The following is a 20,650-nucleotide window of genomic DNA, read 5'->3' on the forward strand; positions in this document are numbered from 1 at the left end:
TGCACCCGTCTGACCGCGAACTCGCCCGGCGACGTTCTGGGCCACGCCACTAGCTGTGATCGCAGCAGACCCGCTCGGCCCACTCCGGTTCGTGCCACCAGTGCTTGTTCTCCGCTGACGGCAACGCCGGCAGCTCGGCGGTGTGGGCGGCGAGCGTCTGCTGGTTCCGGTAAGGCGCGAGCAGTTCCGGGATGTCGTGGACCTGCCCGCCGACCGCGACCAGCTTGACGTTCGCGGCCGCCTTGATGTCGGCCAGCGGGTCGCCCTCCACGAACGCGATGTCGGCCGGCGCTCCCGGCTTGATCGCGCCGAGCGGCAGGCCGAGCCACCTCGCCGGGTTGCGGGTCGCGGTGATGAGCGCTTCCCGTGGTGTGAAGCCGAACTCGACCAGCGCGCGGAGGTTCGTGTGGGTTGCGGTGGCGGGGCTGTCGAGCGGCGCGTCGGTGCCGGTGATGACGAAGCCGCCGCCCCGGTGGACCTTCAGGGCGAACTCGACCCAGCCGCGCAGGACGTTCAGCGACGACGTGCCCGCCGGGGTGCCCTGGTTGTTGGCGTCGGCGACGAACCGCTCGTACTCCCACGGCGGGTACAGCACGCGGGTGCGTTCGTCGGTGACGATCGACTTGTCCTTGGCGTACAACGCGCGTGACTGGAAGAGCGTGGGCGTGATCGACATGCCGGACGCCGTGAAGAGCGCGATCACATCCTGGTAGGCCCGGCCCTGGCGGGTGACGGTGTGGGAGTAGCCGAGGCGGTTGGTGGCGCCGACGTGCTCCATGCCGTCCATGCCGAGGTTGGCGGCCGGGTAGAGGTAGTGGCTGGAGAGCGGGACCCGGGATCGTTGCACGGCGGCGCGTTGCAGCTCGACGGGCAGACGGACGTAGGTCTTGATCAGGTCGTAGCCGAGCTCGTGGGCGCGGCGGAGCTCCAGGTCGAGCTGGGCCCTGCTCAGGGTCGGGCGCATGAAGTTGTAGTAGACGCGCGAGCCGTCCACCGCCTCGCCGGTCGCGTAGAACCGTGGCCCGACCAGGGTTCCGGCGGCCAGCGCCTCGCGGGTCTCGACCATCTGGTAGACCGGGTCACCGGGCGAGCGAACCGTCGTGATGCCGTACGCGAGCCACGTCAGGCCCTGCCTCGCGCCCCACTGGCGGCCACGCAGGTGCCAGTGGTTGTGCGCGTCGATCAGGCCGGGGATGGCGGTCAGGGTGCCGGCGTCGACGTCTGCCTTGCCGTGCTGTGGCCGGATCTCCTTGACCTTGCCGTCTTCGACGACGATGTCGACGTTCCGCTTGAGCGCGTGCGCTTCGCCGTCCCAGTAGGCGCCGACGCGGATCACCTTGCGCTCGGGGGCCTTCGGCCTGCGCCACGTGAGGTCGTGCCGGATCGTCGTGACCCTGCCGTCCAGTGTGGACCTCCGGAGGCGGCCGTTGTTCAGGTACACCAGCGAGTCGGTGCCGCTCCAGGCCAGCGAGTCGGTGACCTCGCGGGTGACCTGACGCGGTTCGGCGAGGAACCTGCCCTGGACGTCGACCGGGACGACCCAGGCGACGCTCTCCACGACGAACGTGATGTTCCTGCCGTCCGGCGACCACACCGGGCCGTCGTCGCCGCGCGTCGCGATCGACCGGAACGGCAGCGGCTCGGTGTAGGTGAGCGTGCCGCCGACGAGGTCGACGAACAGCAACTGGCTGGTGCCTTCACGGAACCGGCGCGAGAACGGCTTCACAGCGGCGAGTGCGACCGTGTTGCCGTCCTTCGACCAGGTCGGCCGGCCCGGCTGGAACAACGTCGGCGTGACCTGGCGAAGCCCGGCGGGTTCGGCGATCCAGACCTGGCCGTCGTGGTCCAGGTAGGCGACCTTCGTGCCGTCCGGCGAGAACCTCGGCGTCATCTGCGCGTGCGGGGCGGGCGCGAACGCCTTGTCGTCACCGGTTTTCAGGTCGCGGACCCGCAACTGCGGGATGCCGTCGCGGTCGCTGGTGTAGAGCAGTTTCGTGCCGTCCGGCGAGAAGTCCGGGTCGGAGTCGAAGTACCTGTTGTCGGTCAGCTTCGTCGCTTTTCCGCCGCTCAGCACGTACAGGGCGTTGAGTGCGCGGAACGCGATCTTCGTGCCGTCCGGCGACACGACAGGGCTCGCGATGCCCTTCACGGCACCGCCGGTGAGGTTCTTGGTGCGGTGCTGACGCCGGTTCGTGCGCACCGGAACCGTTGCCTCGAAAGGAATGTCCTTGACAGCATCGCCGCTGCGCGACCTGAGCTTGCCGTCCGAGGTGTACAGGACGCCGTCGCCGTTCCAGATCGGCGCGAACCCGAACACGTCCTCCTTGGACGTGATCGCCGTCGTACCGAGGATCAGATCGGCCTGGCCGGGCCGCATCCGCGTGTAGCTGGGCTGGTCACCGGGCCCGAACGCGGCACCGAACAACTGCGTGCCCGCCGGCGCCGTGACGAGCCGCTCGCGCTTGCCGTCCAAGGTCACCGTGTCCACGGCCGCGTTGCCGACGGTGAAGATGATCCGCTTGCCGTCCGCGGACCACTGCGGTGCCGCGGCTTCGTCCGGCACGCCGGTCAGCTGCGTGATGGCGTTCGTGGCCAGGTCGAGCACGTGCACGCCATAGCTTCCGGCCCGGTCGCTGACGAACGCGAGGTGCTTGCCGTCCGGCGAGAACGCGGGCTCCCGGTGGTCGTAGCGGCCCTGTGTGAGCTGCTTCAGGCCACGCCCGTCGAGGCCGATCAGGTAGAGGTGGAAGTTCCCGTCCCGATAGGACTGAAAGGCGATCTGGTTGCCCGGCCCGAACGACGGCAGCGTGGCGTCCTGCAACTCGTCGGTCAGCTTGCGCGCTTCTCCGCCGCCAGAAGGCAGAACCCAGATGGCGGTGACGAGGTCGATGGCGAGCCACTTGCCGTCACGCGACCGCGACACCGAGATGTTGGTGCCCTGCGTCAGTTTCACGCGTTCGCCCGGTTCCGCCCGCGCGGTCCCGATCGTGAGCGTGGACGCGGCGGTGGCGACGGCGGCGGCCTGGCCGGTGCGGGTCAGCAGTTCGCGGCGGGACAGTTCCATGGCGGCACACACTCCCCAGTGTCGATCCCCTAGGAGATCCACCCTGGCACCGCGAAAGCCTTGCGCCATCGGCCATTCGGCCCAGCGTCCACCAGCTGGAACGCTAGTCCGTGTCCTGTAGGTCTCGTCCGCGATAGTCGCGGCCGAGGGCCCCGGAGACGGCACCGCCGAAACGCCCGAATACGCCCGGTATGAGGGCGTTCCGGCGGCACCGCCTCCGGGTCTCTCGCCCGTGACTCTCATCGAACGGACCTACAGCACACGGCCTAGTCCCACCAGAACTCCCACGAGTCCAGCCCCACCAGGCGAGACGCGTAGGAGTCCAGAGTCGGTGCGTCCGAACGCGACCAGATGTTGTCCGGGCACAAGGCGAAGTGCTCGGCTGCCACCAGCAGAGCGTCTTGTTTGGTGCGCGGCGGCGAGGCCACGCTCAGATGCACCGTGTCGTGCCCGCGCAACCCGACCACGCGCGCCCCGAACCGTTCCTCCCAGTCCCGGATGACGGCGACGACCTCACCCATGTCGCCGACGTAGTTCGCGGGCCCGGACCACCCCATCTCCCCCAGAGCGTCCGCACCCCGATCCGCCGCCACGAGCCCGAGCCGCATCCGCGGATCCCCGCCCAGCAGACTCGCCACGAGCCCGAACGCGGCCCCGCCCGGATCACCGCCGTCGGGCAACGCGGGCGCGAACCCCGGCCAGTCCCGCCCGAACGGCGCGGTGACGTCGTCGTCCTCGTCCTCGTCGACGTACTCGTACCACCACTTCGGCAGCAGGATCGCGGGATCGTGCTCCCCCGACGCCGCCGAGATGAGCTCGCCGCTGTCCCACGGGCCGTCCTGCCCCAGCACCAACGGCCACAGGCCCGGCTTCTGCCCGGCGATCGACGACCACAGGCCGGGCGTCGCCGGGCCGTGGCTCACCCACAACGCCGACGCGCCGTCCCCGTGCACGACGTGGCCGGGCGGCAGAGCCAGCCCGGCCAGACGATCTTCGAGACTCAACGGACTCAGAGAGCGAGCGCGCCCTCGATGCGGGCCACCATCGCGTCCTCGGCGTCGACGACCACGCCGTCGGCCTCGGCGACCTCGCGGCAGATCGCCAGCACGGCGCGCGGGAAGTCCGCGGCGTCCTCGGGCGACTTCGCCGTGAGGGTCTTCATCGAGGAACGCAGGGCCTCCAGGATGACCGGCTCGATCTCCTCGTCGGTGCCGGCGGGCACGGACGGGCGGGCTGCGCCCAGGACGCCGCGCAGGTCGGGCGACAGGTTCGCGAGCGCGCGCAGGCCGGCGAAGCGCTCCTCCAGCACGGGGCCGGGGTCGGCGTGGGAAACCAGCAGCATCGCGCCGTACACGGCGGTGCGCAGCGTGCGGCTCTCCTCGTCGGTGTAGAAGATCATGTGGCCCACTCTAGGTCGTCGGGTCAGGCGGCTGTTCCGGTCCTGATATGAGGATGCTCGGCCGGCCTGGCGGTTGCTTCCGAGCTGCGAAAACGCCTGTGACGGACGTCTATCGGCCGCGACGCGAACAAACTGACCGGTCCGCGCGTTGACATGGTTTGAGAAAGCTCACCCCAGGAGGACTCGCGCATGACGACCACCGCTGCCCGGCCCCGCATCACGGTTCGGCGGGTGGTGTTCACGCTCGTCCTCTTCACCGTGACGACGCTGCTGTTCTGGGTGCCGTTCGAGGGGCTGTTCGCGGCCAGCGCCGAGTGGCCCGATCCGGTCCGGCCGATCGCCGCCATCGTGTTCATCGCGAGTGCCGTCGCGATGATCGTGCTGTTCACCCAGCGAAACAGTGACCGCGCCGCGCGGATCTCCCAGTTCCTGCTCGGCTTCGTGTGGATCGCGTTCGTGTGGACGCTGATCTCCGACGTCGTCAGGCTCGGCATGGCGATGGCCGGCGTCGAGAACCCGTTCCGCTCCCGTTTCATCGCCGTGCTGCTCGCGGTCCTCATCGTCACCGTGACGGTGTACGGCGTGTATGAGGCGATGCGCGTGCCTCGGATCAAGCGGCAAGACGTGACGATTCCCCGGCTCGACCCCGCGTTCGACGGGCTGACGGTCGCCGTCATCACCGACACCCACTACGGCGCCATCAACCGCGCGAAGTGGTCGCGGGGCATGGTCGACGCGGTCAACAGGCTCGACGCGGACGTCGCGGTGCACGTCGGCGACATCGCGGACGGCACCGCCGACCAGCGCCTGGAGCAGGCCACCCCGCTCGGCGACGTGAACACGCGGCACCGCTTCTACATCACCGGCAACCACGAGTACTACTCGAACGCGCAGGGCTGGATCGACCTCATGACCAGGCTGGGCTGGAAGGCGCTGCGCAACGAGCACGTGGCGCTCGAGCGCGGCGACGCCAAGCTGGTGTTCGCGGGCATCGACGACGTCACAGCCGACCACTCCGGCGAACCCGGCCACGCCGCCGACCTGACGCGCGCGTTGCGCGACGCCGACTCCACCGCGCCGGTCGTGCTGCTCGCGCACCAGCCGTCGGAGATCAAGAAGGCCGTGGACGCGGGCGTGGACCTCCAGTTGTCCGGGCACACGCACGGCGGGCAGATCTGGCCGTTCCACTACCTGGTGCGGTTGCAGCAGCCGGTGGTCGCCGGCCTGAGCAGGCACAGCGACCGCACGCAGCTCTACACCAGCCGTGGCGCCGGTTTCTGGGGCCCGCCGATGCGCGTGTTCGCGCCCAGCGAGATCACGCTGCTCACGCTCAAAGCGAGCTGAGGTGCCCGCTGTCGTTGAACCTGATCAGACGGGGTGACTCGCCGGTCGTGTAGCGGATGACCGTCAGAGCCGCGTTGTCGTGGTTCAGCGTCAGCCACCGCTCGGGCGGGGCGTCGAGCGCGTCCCGCACGAGCCAGCTGATCAGGAACGAGTGCGTCACGACCAGCACCGGGCCGTCGCCGGGCCGGGCGAACCGCGTCTCGGCCTCGTGCGCCAAAGCAGGCCCTCGCGTGCGTTCCGACTCGGGGAACTGGTCGAAGAACTCGTCGTGGTCGGGAACGAAGTGCGGCACGTAGTCGTCCGCCGCCGCTTCGACGCGGCACGGCACGCGCAGCACTTCGGCAATGATCGACGCGGTCTCGGTGGCACGAGGCAACGGACCGTGGTGCACGGCCGCGAAACCCGTGCCCCGCAACCGTTCCGCGAGTGCCTCGGCCTGCTTGCGGCCCCGTGCCGTCAGCCGGGACTCGTCCTTCGTCGCCTCGCCGTGCCGGACCAGGTGCAGATCTCTCGTCACGCCGTGCAGTCTGCCTTGATGGCACTGGCGGCGTGATGGGCGTAGGTCGGTCCGGAGCTGTTCCAGTCCTGACCTCGGGTGAGCAGCTGCACGGTCAGGTTTCCGCTGGCCTTGAACTTCCCGACGCCGACCCACTGGCCGCGCTTGTCGACCTGCTTGATCGCGAACGAGGCCAGCGGAGTGCCGCCGACGCCCGCCCGGTCGAAGACGTAGTACACGGTCGGGTTACCCCCGACCTCCTCCAGGCTGCCGTTCGGGACGTGCACGGAGACGTCGCACGTGCCGGTCACCGCGAACGTCCACTGCCCGTACGCGGAGCTGTCGTCCCGGCGGGCGTCACCGGACATCGGGATCGACACGAACGCCGAGCCGCACTTGCCGTCGCCGTGGTCGACCCAGCCCTTGCGGCCGTCGCGGTACGAGCCGACGTTGCTGTAGCCGCCGCAACCGGGGCCGGTCGTGAACGACTTGGCGCCACTGGGAGCCCGGCCCGTGTCCCCGGCGGGCGGCGGGGCGACGTTCTGCGTGGTCGTCGGGATCAGGCCCAGCGCGGACGAGGCCAGCGTCGGGTTCATGCCGTTCGACGTCGACTCCTCCGGCAGTTCCTCCGGCGGGGTGATCAGGCCGGGGATGTAGCTGTGCGAGGGCTGCGCGATGTCCGTGGCGCCGCCGCCGGAGCCACCGTTGAACGTCACGATCGCGATCCCGCCCAGAACGAGGAGCGCGGCGATGGCGGCGATCGCGGCGGCGCGTGGCTTGAGCGGACGGCCCGGCGGCTTCTGCTCCTGCTCCGGAAAGTCACCGGCCGCGGCCCAGCGGGCGGCTCCCCTGGCGCGCGCGGCCTCCATCAACGCAGGGTCGGGCGCCAGATGACGCTCGGTCGGTGGTTCGTCGGGGAACTGGGTCGGCACGGAGCGCAGTGTGCCAGGGACACAGGGCCACCTGAACGTGTGGTTGTTTCACGAACAGGTTGTTTGAGCTCAATAGACCGCACGCTGTGTCGACCGTTAGCCCGTTTCGTCTACACACCGTCACGAACACTGGTCCAAGCGGACCCTCATTCCTGACTCGTGAGTCAGGCTAAGCACCGTCCCGCACCTGCGCACAACCGCCGCGCCGCCCCCGAAAAACCGGATCTTGTCCCGGTTTTCGTGTCACGGAACGGAAACACCTGAAGAACGCCTTGATCTCGTCGCGTTTCAGGGCAACGGAACCGGTCAAGGCGGCCAGGTTCAGGACAGGGCGTCGATCAACGCGTTCCCGGCCGGCTCGCGGACCGGTCCCGGCACTCGCTCGCGTGACAGCCGGCCCTGACCGCGGCCGGTTCAGGAAAGCGGTTCGAGGTCGTGTTGGTCGCATTGGCGGACAAGGGTTCCGCCACGCTGTGCCCCGGAGCGATCTTGCCGGCGAAAGCGGTAGTAGCCAAGCTTCCCCAGCCCGTTTAGGGTGCCCGCCATGCCCTCAGGTAGACAGGCCGTCGTGCTGCTTGCCGCCCTCGTGGCGGGTTGCGGCACGGCGATCCCCGGTTCCCCCGTCGCAGGACCGCAGTTACCTCAGACATCGACGTCGCAGACCGTCACCGTCGTGACGACGACGCCACCTTCGAGCAGCAGCAGCGCCGTTCCCCCGCCTGCTCCTCCGCCTCCGCCTCCTCCCGTCGCGAAGTTCGGCAACCCGGCCGGCACCGCCGCCGTACCGGCCGAAGCCGCCGCCGAGGACACCTCGAAGCCCACCCGCGTGATCGGCACCGGCACGCCCGCCTCCTGCACGTCGCAGGCCGTGGTCGACGCGGTCGCCGCCGGCGGGGTCGTCACCTTCGACTGCGGCCCGCAGCCGCACGTCATCCCGATGGCCGCGACCGCGAAGGTCCGGGCGAAGACCGTGCTCGACGGCGGCGGCAGGATCACGTTGAGCGGCCAGGGACAGCGCCGGCTGCTCGACCAGAACGGGCCGAGGCTGGTGGTCCAGAACATCACCCTCGCCGACGGCAACTCGACCGGCGACAAGACCGAGGGCGGTGGCGGCGGCGCGATCATGGTGCTCGGCGGTCAGCTCAAGGTCGTGAACTCCCGCTTCGCGAACAACAAGTGCGACGCCAACGGTCCCGACCTCGGCGGTGCCGCGATCCGCGTGACCGACTGGGCCCAGAAGGTGCCGGTCTACGTCGTGAACAGCACGTTCGAGGGCGGTGTGTGCTCCAACGGTGGTGCGCTGAGCAGCATCGGCGCGTCGTTCGTGGTGCTCAACAGCCTCATGAAGAACAACAAGGCCATCGGCCGCGGCGCCAACCCGGCCCGCGGTGGCACGCCGGGTGGCGGCAGCGGTGGCGCGATCTACAACGACGGCAACACGTTCACGCTGCGCCTCGCCGGCACGCTGATCGAGGACAACCAGGCCAACGAGGGCGGTGGCGCGGTGTTCTTCGTCAGCAACGACAAGTCGGGCTCGATGTCGGTCGAGGGCTCCACGTTGCGCCGCAACCCGAGCCTCGGTTTCGAGACCGTCAAGGGCATCTTCTACCTCGGCGTCGGGGAGAAGCCGAAGGTCACCGCCTCGACGGTGCAGTGAGCCTGCCCGCGGCCAGCAGCAGCGCGAGGCCGAGGACGGACATCGCGAGGCTGAAGCCGTAGACCCAGCGGAAACCCAGCTGCTGGGAGACACCGAGCAACGCGCCCGCGACCATGCCGCCGACGATCTGGGTGTTGCTGAACATCGTCGTGGCGTGACCGGGGCGGCCTGGGTCGAGGCTCTGGAAGTACGTGATGCCGACGCCCATGATCAACGAGATGACGGTGGCGTGCAGCAGCTGCGCGGCCATCACCTGCCAGATCGAGTCGGTGAACACCATCAGGCCGTGATAGCTCAACGCGATCACCGCGCCGATGAGCACGAGCCTGTGCTGCGACATGCGGTTCGCCAGTGAGCCGAACCACAGCATCATCGGGATCTCCAGCGCCGCGCACAGCCCCATCGCGAGCCCGGCGTCACCGGCCGTTCCCCCGAGCTCGGTCGTGACGAACAACGGCAGGCCGCTCACCGCGAGCGCCACGGCTCCCTGCAGGAACAGGAAAGCGGCGGACACGACCATCATGTTGCCGCGCGCCGGGCCTGCCGCCTCTTCTTCCTCGGCCTGCTCCTCGGTCTGAGCGGGCGGCACCGGAAGCGTGAGCGCGAGCACCGCGACGCCGAGTTGCAGCACGGCGGTGGAGGCGAACAGACCGATCCACCCGGTCTTCGCGACGAGCAGCGCGGCCACCGGCGGTCCGGCGACCCACGCGACCGAGAGCAACGTGCGCAGCACGCTGACGACCATCGACGGTCCCTGTGAGACCTGACGGCCGTACGCGAAGAGCTGTGGCAGCAACGACGATGTGATCGCGATGAACACCACGGACGTGCCGAGCAGGAACCAGTAGTCGCGCAACACGGCGAACAGGCCGTAGCCGACCGCACCGGCGATGCCGCCCACGGCGAGCATGTACCGGCGCTGCACCCGGCCGTCGGACAGCCTGCCCATGATCGTGCTGGCGACCACCGACGCGAGCGGGCTCACGATCAGGAAGAAGCCGAGCTGGAACGGCGAGACCTTGATCTCGCTCGTCAGGAACAGCGAGCCGAACGGCAGCGCGAACGCCATCGACACGCCCGACACGACGCTGATGACGGAGAGTTGGAGGAACGTACGGGACAGGAGCGGCGAGGATGTTCTCTCGCGTAGTGCCGTCACCCCGTAATCGTGCTCGTTGAGCGGTCAATCAGGAAACTAGATATCCCATGATGCGGGCAATGTCTCACACAACGACGATCGCGCCGTCCCTGCGGTGATCTGCACCACCCCTGAGCAGGCCGGATCCGGTCATTTCGACCACCTGACAACCGCCGAAGAACATGTTCGGAGCGCGGAACCGGGTGACCGGGAGCTCACTTTCCGGTCGAATTCCCGGCTCGACGTGGAGGTGGTCTCCGCTCAGGTGCATCCGGGGCGCGTCGACCGCGTCCTGGGCGGGCATGCCGCGGTCCAGGACGTTGACGAGCACCTGGAGGATCGCGCCGCAGATCCGGCTCGAGCCCGCGCTGCCGAGCACGAGCTCGGCCTGGCCGTGCCGGGTGACCACGGTCGGCGCCATCATCGACGGCAGCCGGTCGCCGGGCGCGTGGCTGAAGAACCCGTCCGGCGACAGGTCCTCCTCCCCCATCATGTTGTTCAGGTGCACGCCGGCGATCGAGATGCCGGAGCCCGCGCCGTTCGTCGTCGTGACCGAGCAGGCCGTGCCGTCCGCGTCGAGCACGGAGATGTGCGTGGTGGAGCCGAGGCGGTTCAGGTGCGTCTTCGGGGTGGCCAGCGCGCGGATGAGGTCCTGCTGCGACGGGTTGTCCGGCAACGCTTCCAGCATCTGCGTGAGCAACGCACCGCCCGCGGCGGGTGGTGGGTTCGTGTGGATGTCACGGCCGCGATGCTCTACGTGCAACGGCTCGCGCCGTACGGCTTCGTACGCCTTGAGGTCCGCCTTGCCGAGGTCACCGCCGTGCGAGGTGATCCAGTCGGCGACCGCGCCCGCGATGTCGCCGGTGTAGAACGGCGCCGCGCCGTCGCTGCCGAGCCGGTCGAGGGCTTCGGCGAGTTCGGGCTGGACGAGGAGCTCGCCTTCCTCGAACGCGTTGAGGCCCGCGCTGTGAGCGAGCGGCAGCAGCAACGACGTCACGTACGCCTGGTACCGGTTGACCCGGTGACCTTCACGGGCGTGCATCGCCGCCGTGGCCACGAGTTCGTGCAACGGCGCGCGGCCGTAGGTGGCGGCTTTCGCGGCACCGGCGGGCATCCCGTAGGCGGCGACCGAGGACGGTCCCACGTGGAATTCCTGCTGCGCGTCACCGAAGTGGACGGTGATGGGAGTGAGCGGAGCGCGTTCGCCGGTCCGTCCACGTCCCGGCGCCACGGCCGAGAAGTCCAGCAGCACAGGGGTTTCCCCGGCCGGGGCGATCATCATGTACCCGGCGGAACCGAGCCCGGTCAGCAACGGCTCGGTGACGCACGACGTGAGCATCGCCGCGACGGCCGCGTCCACGGCGTTCCCACCGGCGCGCAGCATCGCCGCGCCCGCCTGTGCGGTGAGCGGGTGGCCCGCCGCGATCGCGCCTCGCACCGTCGACCTCCAGAAGTGAAGGCAATCAACGGTAGACCTGTGCGCGAGCGGCGGGCCACCCGGACTACGTCCTACTTCTTGGTCGCCGAGTAGTTCCGGAAGTTGATGTAGGTGTCGAGGATGTCCGACGACGCGCTCTCGACCGAGCGGTAGATGCCCCACTTCGGCCGCACGTAGTCGCCCTCGTCCGGGATCTTCACGCCGGAACGCTTGCCCTGCACCGCGATCGGCGCGTTCGCCCCCGTGCCGTTGCGCAGCACGAAACCGACCGTGCCGCTGGAACCGGGCGTGATCGTCCACTCGACCGTGACCCACTTGTCGCGCAGCGGGGCCAGGTTCGTGGCGGCGATGTCCGGGGCGCCGGACGTGCTGAACGCGCGTGCCCGGATCGTCTCGGTGCTACCGCTTCGGCTCAGGGACAGCGTCGTCCACGGGCCGCCGTTGGTGCTGGGCGTCTTGGTTTGGAAGATGTGCGTGAACTTGCTTGTGCCGTGCAGCGATGACGGCATGTACATCTCGTACGAGATGACCCACGTCTCGCCGTTCTTCATCTTGAGCGCGTTGCCGCCCGACACCATGCCCTTGGACTCGGTGCGTTGACGGTCGCCGCCACCGGTGGTGTCGCGGTCGTTCTTCCAGATGTTGAACCGGTAGGCGTCGCCCTGGACGACGATGTACTTGCCTTTGCGCTCCGGGAACTTGTTGCCCCGGTCGACCTCGATGCCCTCGAACGCCTTGAGACCGTCGGTCGCGGGGTTCGGGCTCCACGCGGGTGCCGCGTGGGCGGGAGAGACGGTGACCAGCATCAGTGCGGCGGCCGTCAGTGCGATTTTCATCGAGCTTTCCTTCCTGGCGGCAGCACCGAAGGTAGGAGGTCTCGACCTGCGTTGTCAACGAATATGACTAGAATTGCCTCTGGATGACAAGATTCATCGGAGCTTGGGGCGGCGTCGGCGCGCGAGTGCGGGCGGTCTTGACGAACAGGTTGAACAGCCGGGCAAAGCGGGTAGTTCGACAAGCATGGAGTGGATCACCCGGTTGATGGAGGCGTTGGGCTCGCCCGGCGCGGGCATCGCGGTCGCGCTGGAGAACGTCTTCCCGCCGGTGCCGAGCGAGGTGATCCTGCCGCTGGCCGGGTTCACCGCCGGCCAGGGCAGGATCTCGCTGGTCGCCGCGATCCTGTGGACGACGGCGGGATCGGTCGTCGGTGCTCTCGTGCTGTACGGCCTGGGCGCGTGGCTCGGACTCGATCGGCTGCGCAGGGTCGCGGACAAGATCCCGTTCGTCACGGCGTCCGATGTGGACAAGGCCGACGCGTGGTTCGACGAGCACGGCAACAAGGCTGTGTTCTTCGGCCGGATGGTGCCGGTCGTGCGGAGCCTGATCTCCATCCCCGCCGGCGTGTCCGGGATGCCGATCGTGAAGTTCACGCTCTACACCGCGGCCGGCAGCCTGGTGTGGAACACCGCGCTGATCCTCGCCGGGTACGCGCTCGGCGACAACTACGAGCTCGTCGACCGCTACCTGGGCTGGGGCTCGACGGTGGTGCTGGCCGCGCTGGCCATCGCCATCGTCTGGTTCGTGGTCTCGCGCTCGAAGGCACGCCGTTCGTAGAGCACCGACGCCACCGCGATCGCCAGGCCCGCCACCGACAGCGCCACGCCGACCCACGCCGTCGAGGTGTAGCCCCAGCCCGCCGCGATGGCCAGGCCACCGAGCCACGCGCCCGCGCCGTTCGCGACGTTGAGCGAGGAGTGGTTGGACGAGGCCGCGAGCGACGGAGCGTCCGGCGAGGCGTCCATCAGCCTGATCTGGAGGGCGGCCGCCAGGATCTGCACGACGAAGCCCAGCAGGAACAGGAAGAAGAACAGGAACACCGGGATGCTCGCCGTGAGCCCGAACAACACCAGGATCACGCAGACCGCGACCAGCCCGCCGAACACCGACCCCGTCACCGACCGGTCGACGAACCGGCCGCCGAACGTCGCACCGAGCGTCATGCCGAGCCCGAACAGCGCGAGGATCCACGGAACGGCACCGCCCGGCAGCCCGGCGACCTCGGTCGTCAGCGGGGCGACGTAGGAGTAGACGGCGAACATGCCACCGAAGCCGATCATGCCGGTGAAGATCGCGAACCACACCGTCGGGCGGCCGAACGCCCGGACCTCGCCCTTCATCGACGCGCCCTCGACCTTGGGCACCAGCGGCACCCACGTCGCGATCGCCGCCGCCGTGATCAGCGCGATCACCGAGACCGCCAGGTAGGCGGTGCGCCAGCCGATCTGCTGCCCCGCCGCCGTTGCGAGCGGTACGCCCACGAGGTTCGCCACGGTCAGTCCGACCATCACGCGCGCTACGGCCGTGCCGCGCCGTTCAGGAGCAACGAGCGTGGCGGCGACAACGGCCGCGATGCCGAAGAACGCGCCGTGCGGCAGTCCGGCGACGAACCGCGCGACGAGCAGAAGCGTCTTGTCCTGCGCGGCGGCCGACAACCCGTTGCCCAGGGCGACCGCGAGCATCAGGCCGATCAGCATGCCCTTGCGCGGGAGCTTGGCGCCGAGCACCGCGATCAGCGGCGCGCCGACGACGACTCCGGCGGCGTAGAGGCTGATCGCGTGGCCGGCCTCGTAGTCGGGGATGCCGAACGTCTCCGCGATCTGCGGCAGCAGTCCCATGGTCGCGAACTCGGTCGTACCGATGCCGAACCCGCCGAGCGCGAGAGCGGTCATGGCGCGGGTGGTGTTCAAGGCTTCCCCATGGCTCGTGAGCAGCGGACTTAGTTAGCTACCGCATCGATTTTACGGGTCTTCTGAAGCGCTTCAAAAGACTCCGGACCGGTGCCGCTCCTCACACGTCGATCGAGGAGTACCGAGACGATCGCGACCGCGAGACCGCCGACCGCGAGCAGGGCTCCGATCCAGTTCGGCGCGGTGTAGCCGAGGCCGCGCTCGATCGCGAGACCGCCGAGCCACGCTCCACCGGCGTTGCCGAGGTTGAACGCCGCGATGTTCGCCGCACTGGCGAGGGCCGGCGCGCCTTCCGCGGTCTGCATGACCCGCATCTGCAACGGCGGCACCGTGGCGAACCCGGCCGCACCGAACAGCACGATGGTGATCGCGGCGAGGACGGGCGAGTGCGCGGTGAACACGAACGCGGTGAGGATCGCGGCCAGCGCGATCAAGATGATGATGGTGCTCTTCATGACCGACCGGTCCGCCGCCTTGCCGCCCAGCAGGTTGCCCGCGAACAGACCGACACCGAACAGCACCAGCAGCCACGTCACGGCACCTGACGAGAAGCCCGCGACCTCGGTCATCATCGGCGCGATGTAGGTGAACGACGCGAAGACACCCGCGAAGCCGAACGCGGTCATCAGCAGTGCGAGCCACACCTGCGGGTTGCGGAACACGGCGAGTTCGCTGCGGAGGTTGCCGCCCTGGGCCTGTTGCCGCGGCACGAGGAACACGATGCCGAGCAACCCGATCACGCCGAGCACGGTCACCGCCCAGAACGTCGAACGCCAGCCCAGCTCCTGGCCGAGCGCCGTGCCCATCGGCACGCCCAGAACGTTCGCCACGGTCAGACCGGTGAACATCAACGCGATGGCGCTCGCCCGGCGTTGCGGCGCGACGAGGTCAGCGGCGACGACCGAGCCGACGCCGAAGAACGCGCCGTGCGCCAGCGCCGCGATCACGCGCCCGCTCATCAGCACGCCATAGGTGTCCGCGAGCGCGGAAACCAGGTTGCCCGCGATGAACAGCACCATCAGCCCGAGCAGCATCTTCTTGCGCGGCAGGCGTCCGCCGAGAACGGTCAGCAACGGCGCGCCGATCACGACACCGAGTGCGTAACCGGAGATCAGCAGCCCCGCGCTCGGAATGGAAACGCCGAGGTCAGTGGCCACCTCGGGCAGCAGTCCCATGATCACGAACTCGGTCGTGCCGATGGCGAAGGCGCTGATCGCGAGGGCGAGCAGGGCGACAGGCATGTCACACAGTCCTTGAAGTCGTAGGTTGTCCGCGCGAGCAATAGTTGCATACGCGGGCAATTGCAGGCGACTCCTGTATCGGTGAAGCTCGTCACGCGAAAGAAGGCCGGCCCCAGCAGGGACCGGCCTCCGCGTTCAGATCCGGCTCAGATGCGCGGGACACCCACGAACGTCCGGCCGTTGAGCGGCTGCGGCGCACGGGCGTTGCCGGCCGTGAACAGGCCCTTGAAGCGCGCGATGGTCGCGGCCGACACGTGCTGCTCGCCGGTCAGGTACCACTCGACACCCTCGGTGAACGGCGCCGTGGTGAGCGACCCGGTGTAGTGCAGCGTGTGGTGACCCGAGGGCAGCAGCCGGTTCAGGTCGATGGACTCGATGTCGACCGGCGCACCGCACTCGGGCGAGAGCTTGGCCAGCACGTCGTCCACGACGGAGTGCGAGCCGACGACCAGCGGAACGCCGACCACGAGCAGCTTGCCTTCAGCGCTGCGGTGCACGAGGTGCATCTCGAGCGGGGTGTTGCGGCCGGCGAACTGGTGCTCGGACGGCGTGTGGAAGTGGAACTGCACCAGGTCGTATCTGGTGCCGGCGACGGTGACGTGGCCCGCCCCTGGCTCGACCTCCGCCTCCTCTGTCTCCTCGTGGTCGCGGGTCGTACAACCGGCAGGGTTGGCCGCGTCCTTGCGGATGTACTTCAGCTCCAGCGCGGAGTGCCCGTAGGACACGTCGAGCTTGGGCGCGTGCGGGTCGAACCGGATCGCGTTGGGCGTGACGTTCACCGGGCTTTGCTTCGGTGTCGCCGACTCTGCCGCGCCACTCGCGAAGAACGTCGCGGTGAGCACGAGCGGAAGAAGAGCCGGAAGGGACCGCTTCAGGTTCATAACGCCACCTTTCACCCGATCGGGTGAAATGGGGAGGGGAGTGTGGTCGCGCTCTCAGCGGCGGAATTAATTCCCGGCGTTCCACCCGGGACCAGACTGAACTGATTCAGCGCCAGGACGTGCGTATATGCTGGTCAGCGGGCTCAAGGGCACGTTTTTCGTTGACGTCGCAACCTCGAATTGAGACAGCGCCGAATCGGTCGCAAGAATTGAAGAACCAGCACGTTCTTGATCACCATTGTCCGATTTACGCCGATTTGCCAAATTTGCCGGAAGTGACACCATTAACGGACCGTGTGCGGCAGAATTACCTGATGGTCACCGTCGCCGACATTCGTGCCGTGGCACTGACGCTGCCGCGCACCACCGAACACCTCATCCGCGACCGCGTGAAGTTCCGCGTGGGCCAGATCGTCTACGCGGCCCTCTCCCGCGACGAGACGGTGCTGGGCTTCGGCTATCCACGCGAGGAACGGGAGGCGCTCGTCGCGAGCGACCCCGTGAAGTTCGCGTTCCCGAGCCAGTCCGACATGCGCTTCCAGTGGGTGCACGCCTCGATGGCCCAGCTGGACGTCGAGGAGATGACGGAGCTCGTCATCGGCGCTTGGACGATGTGCGTGCCGAAGAAGGTCATCCGCGCGCGCCTCGGCGAGGACTTCCTTTAGTCAACACTGAAGCTATCGCGCGCACCATTTTTGAGGGAGGCGAACGTGCCGTCACGGTGCGCGGTGGGCCGGAACCCTTGCACCAGGCCGATTCGCGCGCCACGCTCGGGGTCCCAGGCCGTCCGCGCCGGCGACGTACAGCAGCCCGCGGCTACTCAGCGCAGAGGCAGCCCACCCCGCGTTCGATCCACTCCTGCCCCGTCCACTCCGGATGCCGCTCGATCAGCAGCGCGCGCACCTCCGCGACGATCTCGTCGAGCGTCATCGCAGAGTCACGGCGCCGCCAGGTCTCGTCCCGCAGCTCGCCCAGGTAGTCCCGAACTCCTTGCAGCACCTGAACATCACCCACCGATCCGTGTCCAGGCACGACGATCCGCGGCTGACCGGCGATCAGCCCGTCCATCACGTCGATCCACGCGAGGCCGGAGACGTCGGTGTCGTGCGGCGGGAACCACGGGAAGATCGCGAACTGCCCGGTCTCGGCCAGGTCGCCGGTGAACAGCACGCCCGCGTCCGGCACCTCGATCACCTGGTCCCCCAGCGTGTGTCCGCGGCCGGTGGGCCTGAGCAGCACCGTCCGGCCGCCGAGGTCGAGCGCGCGGACGCCGTCGAACACCTCGTCCGGCACCGGCACCTCGACGCCGGCCAGCCGTCGCGCGATCGCCCCGCCGAAGCCGCGGAACATCTCCAGGTAGCCGGATCCCTTGTGCCGCAGGTCATCCGCCTGCGCCCGGTTCACCAGGTAGGAGCTTTCGAACACGGACGCGCCGAACGCGTGCTCCGGGTGGAAGTGCGTCGTCGTCAGGTGGATCCGCCGTCCGTTCGCGACCTTGTCCGCGAACGTGAGCACCTCGGTGGCGTTGGCGAGGCCGAGTCCGGTGTCCACGACGAGAATCGCCTCGGTGCCGCCGATGATCCCGATGTTGGGCACCAGTGCGACGTGCTCGTTGGGGATCACCAGCACGTCGGCGGCCACCTCGGCGGCACCGGAGACGTGGACGGCGGGGTCAGGAAGGTTCATGCCTCCACTCCACCCGCGGGATGCGGCGCGCGTCCAAGACCATCTGCGCACACCCGATACCGCGCGAGTATCGTGCCTGATCATGGAGCTGCGGACCCTGCGGTACTTCGTCGCGGTCGCCGAGGAGCTGCACTTCGGCCGTGCCGCGCAGCGACTCCACCTGAGCCAGCCACCGCTGAGCCGGGCGATCAAGCACCTGGAGCACGACCTCGGCGTCACGTTGCTGGACCGCTCCCCCGCGGGCGTGACGCTGACCGACGCGGGCCAGATCCTGCTGGCCGAGGCGAGAGTCCTGCTCGACCACGCCGGCCGCATCCGCGCCAAGCTCGCGCGGACCACGATCACCGTCGGCATGCTCGGCGACCACGGAACCCGCATGGCCGAGGCGTTCCGGCGCAAGCACCCGAACGTCGAGATCCGCGTGCGCGAGACCGACCTCACCGACCCGACCTGCGGCCTGCGCACCGGCCAGGTCGACGTCGCCCTGACGCGCGGCCCGTTCGACGAGAGCGGCCTGAAAACCCTGGTGCTGCGCCAGGATCCGGTCGGCGCGGTGCTGCGGTCCGATGATCCGCTCGCTGCTCGCGAGCGGATCACCACCGCGGACCTCGCGGACCGGGACTGGTTCCAGTTCCCGGACGGCACCGACGAGATCTGGCGGAACTACTGGAACGGCGGCGAACCGCGCGGCGGCCCGACGGTCCGCGCCGTCCAGGAGTGCGTGCAATCCGTGCTGTGGAACGGTTCCGTGGGGCTGGCGCCGCTCGGCCACGACCTCGGCGAGCTCGTCGTGGTGCCGTTGACCGACATGCCGCCCAGCCCGGTCGTGATCGCGTGGATCAAGGACGACCCGCTCACGCTCGACTTCGTCGAGGCGGCATCTCAGGCCTACCCCCGGCTGTAGCCCCACTTCGTGCGCGTCGCCGCGTCCTCGACGCCGGTGAAGCCCTCGTTCGGCACGAACACGTCCTCGCCAAAGTCGATGTCCGTGTCGTCGGCGTTGCCACCGATCGCGTCGGCGCCGACGGCGAACATCCCCTTCGGGTTGCCGCCCTGGTCCATGAGCGTGTCGTGCTCGTTGAACTGGTGCTGGTGCCACGAACCGGAGAGGTGGCCCAGCTCGTGCGCCGCGATGTTGCCCAGCACGCGGCCGACGAACAGGGCCTTGTCGCTCTGCGGCGTGATGTAGGTGTTGAGCGAGACGGGCGGGCCCGCGGGAGCGCTCAGCAGGTCGAGCTGGACCATCGCGGTCTCCTCGTGCCCGAAGTTGCCGGGGTCGATGGACTGCGCGATCGCCACCGTCCCCACCCCGGACTCGGCGATCGAGCCGCCGATGACGAGCCTGCTGACGTTCTTCTGGCCCCAGGGGTCGGCGTGGTCGCGGCTGTTGAGCAGCTTGACGCCGAAGTTGCCGTGCAACGCCAGGTTCTCGCGGATCGTGTCGACCGCGACGGACACGACGCGCTTCTCGTCGGCCGCGCTCAGGCCCCAGTTCGCGAGGAACTTCGACAACGGCGACAGCTGCTTCTCCCCCGGCGGGCCCCACACCGTCGTGTCGACGAGAGCACCGTCGAAGTCGACGAAGATCGTCTGCGGTCCGGCTTTCTCGCTGCCGGGCCGGAACGCCCGCACCGTCAGCTGGTACCGGCCGGTGCCGTCCTCGACGCCGACGTAGTAGCGGCCGTCGCGCGGGGCCAGGAAGTCGGCGGCCGCGTTGCCGCCGCCGGGCAACGGGTTCTCCTTCGGGTAGACGCCGGAGAAGTCCTGCCGGGAGCCCATCGCCTCGCGGCCCCTGCTGTCGTGCACGGCGACCTTGCGCGCGGCACCGGCGACGGACGCGCCGATCACGTCGCCCGCCTTGAGGTCGACGGCGAAGAAGTCCTTGTCCCCCTTGCCTTCGCCTGCCCCGAGCGTCAGTTCGTACGCGCCGGACGTGTTCAGGGCGCCGGTGACGCGGACGAAGAAGTCCGCGCCCGCGGCCAGGTCGACCTCCAGGCGGGCGTCGGTGCTGACGCCGACCGTGTCGTTGGCCGCGATCTCCTTGCCGGACGCGTCGAACACCGTCAGCACGGTGTCGAGGTCGCTGCCCTCGGTACGGGTGTCGACGGTCGTGTGACCGTTGCCGCGCAAAAGGTAGAAGTCCTGGTCCGCGCCGGTGATCTTGCCCGTCGTCCGGATCGCGCGATGGGTCGTGCCGACGCCCGAGTCGCTCGCGGTCTGCCGGCTGTCGTTGGGTTCGGCGAACTCGGCGACGACCGGCATGGTCGGGTCCGGGGCCAGCGAGCCCGTGAACAGCGCGCCGCGGTGCCGGCGGAAGTCCGTGGACTCGGCGGTCCACGGACTGTCGTTGCGCCCACGCGCCGATGCCGGCTCACGTTCGGCGTAGGTGTAGCCCGGTGCTGTTGCCGTGAGGATCCGTGCCCTGGTCTTCGCCTCACGCGCCTTGGCCGCCTTGGCCAGGTCGACCGCGCCCGGATCCGCCAGGAAGGCCAGCAACGGGTCCGGCTGCACCACCGCCGGCGCGGCCACTGCGGTCTGCCCGCTCAGCACCAGCGCGGTGACGGCGATCGCTCCCACTAAACGCATGCATCCCCCTGGTAGTAGATCACCAGACCTACACCGTGAGA

The 20,650-nt window shown here is 69.0% G+C and carries 18 protein-coding genes; 5 read left to right on the plus strand and 13 right to left on the minus strand.

All coding sequences use genetic code 11. From position 1 onward, the window contains the following. Positions 1 to 49: 49 nt before the first annotated feature. From BM417_RS43445 to BM417_RS43455, 3 genes are all read right to left on the minus strand, one after another. Positions 50 to 3,064, minus strand: a complete 3,015-nt coding sequence (locus BM417_RS43445; protein WP_093605966.1) for an amidohydrolase family protein — start codon at positions 3,062 to 3,064, stop codon at positions 50 to 52. Between the two features lie 266 nt (positions 3,065 to 3,330). Continuing rightward, positions 3,331 to 4,068 carry a DUF4253 domain-containing protein gene (locus tag BM417_RS43450; RefSeq protein ID WP_218164750.1) on the minus strand — a complete coding sequence of 246 codons (738 nt, stop codon included), beginning with the start codon at positions 4,066 to 4,068 and terminating at the stop codon, positions 3,331 to 3,333. Between the two features lie 5 nt (positions 4,069 to 4,073). Beyond that, entirely contained in the window at positions 4,074 to 4,463 is a 390-nt protein-coding gene (locus BM417_RS43455) for a hypothetical protein (protein WP_093605967.1), read from the minus strand. Between the two features lie 189 nt (positions 4,464 to 4,652). On the opposite strand from BM417_RS43455, the gene BM417_RS43460 reads away from it, so the two are divergent. Further along, positions 4,653 to 5,807 carry a metallophosphoesterase gene (locus tag BM417_RS43460; RefSeq protein ID WP_093605968.1) on the plus strand — a complete coding sequence of 385 codons (1,155 nt, stop codon included), beginning with the start codon at positions 4,653 to 4,655 and terminating at the stop codon, positions 5,805 to 5,807. Here BM417_RS43460 and BM417_RS43465 read toward each other — a convergent pair. Both BM417_RS43465 and BM417_RS43470 read right to left on the minus strand, forming a co-directional pair. Then, entirely contained in the window at positions 5,794 to 6,324 is a 531-nt protein-coding gene (locus BM417_RS43465; RefSeq protein WP_218164751.1) for a histidine phosphatase family protein, read from the minus strand. The genes BM417_RS43460 and BM417_RS43465 overlap by 14 nt on opposite strands. Then, on the minus strand, positions 6,321 to 7,235 hold the full coding sequence (locus BM417_RS43470; RefSeq protein WP_093605969.1) for a hypothetical protein: 915 nt from the start codon (positions 7,233 to 7,235) through the stop codon (positions 6,321 to 6,323). The genes BM417_RS43465 and BM417_RS43470 overlap by 4 nt, the downstream gene beginning before the upstream one ends. A gap of 544 nt (positions 7,236 to 7,779) precedes the next feature. On the opposite strand from BM417_RS43470, the gene BM417_RS43475 reads away from it, so the two are divergent. After that, a complete protein-coding gene (locus BM417_RS43475) occupies positions 7,780 to 8,892 on the plus strand; it encodes a hypothetical protein (protein WP_093606061.1) in 1,113 nt (370 codons plus the stop codon). Here the strand turns inward: BM417_RS43475 and BM417_RS43480 are convergent. The 3 genes from BM417_RS43480 to BM417_RS43490 form a co-directional block, all read right to left on the minus strand. Next, positions 8,870 to 10,051: a sugar efflux transporter gene (locus BM417_RS43480; RefSeq protein WP_245822769.1), complete on the minus strand. Its 1,182-nt coding sequence runs from the start codon at positions 10,049 to 10,051 to the stop codon at positions 8,870 to 8,872. The two genes, BM417_RS43475 and BM417_RS43480, sit on opposite strands and share 23 nt — an antisense overlap. Before the next feature lie 64 nt (positions 10,052 to 10,115). After that, complete coding sequence (locus BM417_RS43485) at positions 10,116 to 11,468, minus strand: gamma-glutamyltransferase (RefSeq protein ID WP_218164752.1); 1,353 nt, start codon at positions 11,466 to 11,468, stop codon at positions 10,116 to 10,118. A gap of 71 nt (positions 11,469 to 11,539) precedes the next feature. Next, on the minus strand, positions 11,540 to 12,304 hold the full coding sequence (locus BM417_RS43490) for a hypothetical protein (protein WP_093605970.1): 765 nt from the start codon (positions 12,302 to 12,304) through the stop codon (positions 11,540 to 11,542). A gap of 184 nt (positions 12,305 to 12,488) precedes the next feature. On the opposite strand from BM417_RS43490, the gene BM417_RS43495 reads away from it, so the two are divergent. Further along, positions 12,489 to 13,082 carry a DedA family protein gene (locus BM417_RS43495; RefSeq protein ID WP_093605971.1) on the plus strand — a complete coding sequence of 198 codons (594 nt, stop codon included), beginning with the start codon at positions 12,489 to 12,491 and terminating at the stop codon, positions 13,080 to 13,082. Here the strand turns inward: BM417_RS43495 and BM417_RS43500 are convergent. The 3 genes from BM417_RS43500 to BM417_RS43510 form a co-directional block, all read right to left on the minus strand. After that, entirely contained in the window at positions 12,989 to 14,215 is a 1,227-nt protein-coding gene (locus BM417_RS43500) for an MFS transporter (RefSeq protein ID WP_245822771.1), read from the minus strand. The genes BM417_RS43495 and BM417_RS43500 overlap by 94 nt on opposite strands. A gap of 29 nt (positions 14,216 to 14,244) precedes the next feature. Then, the gene (locus tag BM417_RS43505) at positions 14,245 to 15,456 is read right to left on the minus strand and encodes an MFS transporter (protein ID WP_093605973.1); all 1,212 of its coding nucleotides are present in this window, start codon (positions 15,454 to 15,456) and stop codon (positions 14,245 to 14,247) included. 146 nt (positions 15,457 to 15,602) lie between these two features. Continuing rightward, positions 15,603 to 16,337 (minus strand): carbonic anhydrase family protein, encoded by a 735-nt coding sequence (locus BM417_RS43510; protein ID WP_093605974.1) that lies wholly within the window; start codon positions 16,335 to 16,337, stop codon positions 15,603 to 15,605. 314 nt (positions 16,338 to 16,651) lie between these two features. On the opposite strand from BM417_RS43510, the gene BM417_RS43515 reads away from it, so the two are divergent. Beyond that, complete coding sequence (locus BM417_RS43515; RefSeq protein WP_093606064.1) at positions 16,652 to 17,002, plus strand: MmcQ/YjbR family DNA-binding protein; 351 nt, start codon at positions 16,652 to 16,654, stop codon at positions 17,000 to 17,002. Positions 17,003 to 17,153: 151 nt separating this feature from the next. Here the strand turns inward: BM417_RS43515 and BM417_RS43520 are convergent, their stop codons facing one another. Beyond that, entirely contained in the window at positions 17,154 to 18,023 is an 870-nt protein-coding gene (locus tag BM417_RS43520; RefSeq protein WP_093605975.1) for an MBL fold metallo-hydrolase, read from the minus strand. 82 nt (positions 18,024 to 18,105) lie between these two features. On the opposite strand from BM417_RS43520, the gene BM417_RS43525 reads away from it, so the two are divergent. Then, positions 18,106 to 18,927 carry a LysR family transcriptional regulator gene (locus tag BM417_RS43525; protein ID WP_093605976.1) on the plus strand — a complete coding sequence of 274 codons (822 nt, stop codon included), beginning with the start codon at positions 18,106 to 18,108 and terminating at the stop codon, positions 18,925 to 18,927. Here BM417_RS43525 and BM417_RS43530 read toward each other — a convergent pair. After that, entirely contained in the window at positions 18,912 to 20,609 is a 1,698-nt protein-coding gene (locus tag BM417_RS43530; RefSeq protein ID WP_177320944.1) for a hypothetical protein, read from the minus strand. The two genes, BM417_RS43525 and BM417_RS43530, sit on opposite strands and share 16 nt — an antisense overlap. Between the last annotated feature and the right edge of the window lie 41 nt (positions 20,610 to 20,650).

Origin of the sequence: Lentzea waywayandensis (assembly GCF_900115955.1) — a bacterium.
Lineage (GTDB): Bacteria > Actinomycetota > Actinomycetes > Mycobacteriales > Pseudonocardiaceae > Lentzea > Lentzea waywayandensis.

Excerpts from the sequence above, each read along its gene's own strand:
- BM417_RS43530 (WP_177320944.1), bottom strand. The coding sequence starts at position 20,609 with ATGCGTTTAGTGGGAGCGATCGCCGTCACCGCGCTGGTGCTGAGCGGG.
- BM417_RS43460 (WP_093605968.1), top strand. The coding sequence starts at position 4,653 with ATGACGACCACCGCTGCCCGGCCCCGCATCACGGTTCGGCGGGTGGTG.
- BM417_RS43445 (WP_093605966.1), bottom strand. The coding sequence starts at position 3,064 with ATGGAACTGTCCCGCCGCGAACTGCTGACCCGCACCGGCCAGGCCGCC.
- BM417_RS43505 (WP_093605973.1), bottom strand. The coding sequence starts at position 15,456 with ATGCCTGTCGCCCTGCTCGCCCTCGCGATCAGCGCCTTCGCCATCGGC.
- BM417_RS43525 (WP_093605976.1), top strand. The coding sequence starts at position 18,106 with ATGGAGCTGCGGACCCTGCGGTACTTCGTCGCGGTCGCCGAGGAGCTG.
- BM417_RS43475 (WP_093606061.1), top strand. The coding sequence starts at position 7,780 with ATGCCCTCAGGTAGACAGGCCGTCGTGCTGCTTGCCGCCCTCGTGGCG.
- BM417_RS43495 (WP_093605971.1), top strand. The coding sequence starts at position 12,489 with ATGGAGTGGATCACCCGGTTGATGGAGGCGTTGGGCTCGCCCGGCGCG.
- BM417_RS43515 (WP_093606064.1), top strand. The coding sequence starts at position 16,652 with ATGGTCACCGTCGCCGACATTCGTGCCGTGGCACTGACGCTGCCGCGC.
- BM417_RS43490 (WP_093605970.1), bottom strand. The coding sequence starts at position 12,304 with ATGAAAATCGCACTGACGGCCGCCGCACTGATGCTGGTCACCGTCTCT.
- BM417_RS43455 (WP_093605967.1), bottom strand. The coding sequence starts at position 4,463 with ATGATCTTCTACACCGACGAGGAGAGCCGCACGCTGCGCACCGCCGTG.
- BM417_RS43520 (WP_093605975.1), bottom strand. The coding sequence starts at position 18,023 with ATGAACCTTCCTGACCCCGCCGTCCACGTCTCCGGTGCCGCCGAGGTG.
- BM417_RS43510 (WP_093605974.1), bottom strand. The coding sequence starts at position 16,337 with ATGAACCTGAAGCGGTCCCTTCCGGCTCTTCTTCCGCTCGTGCTCACC.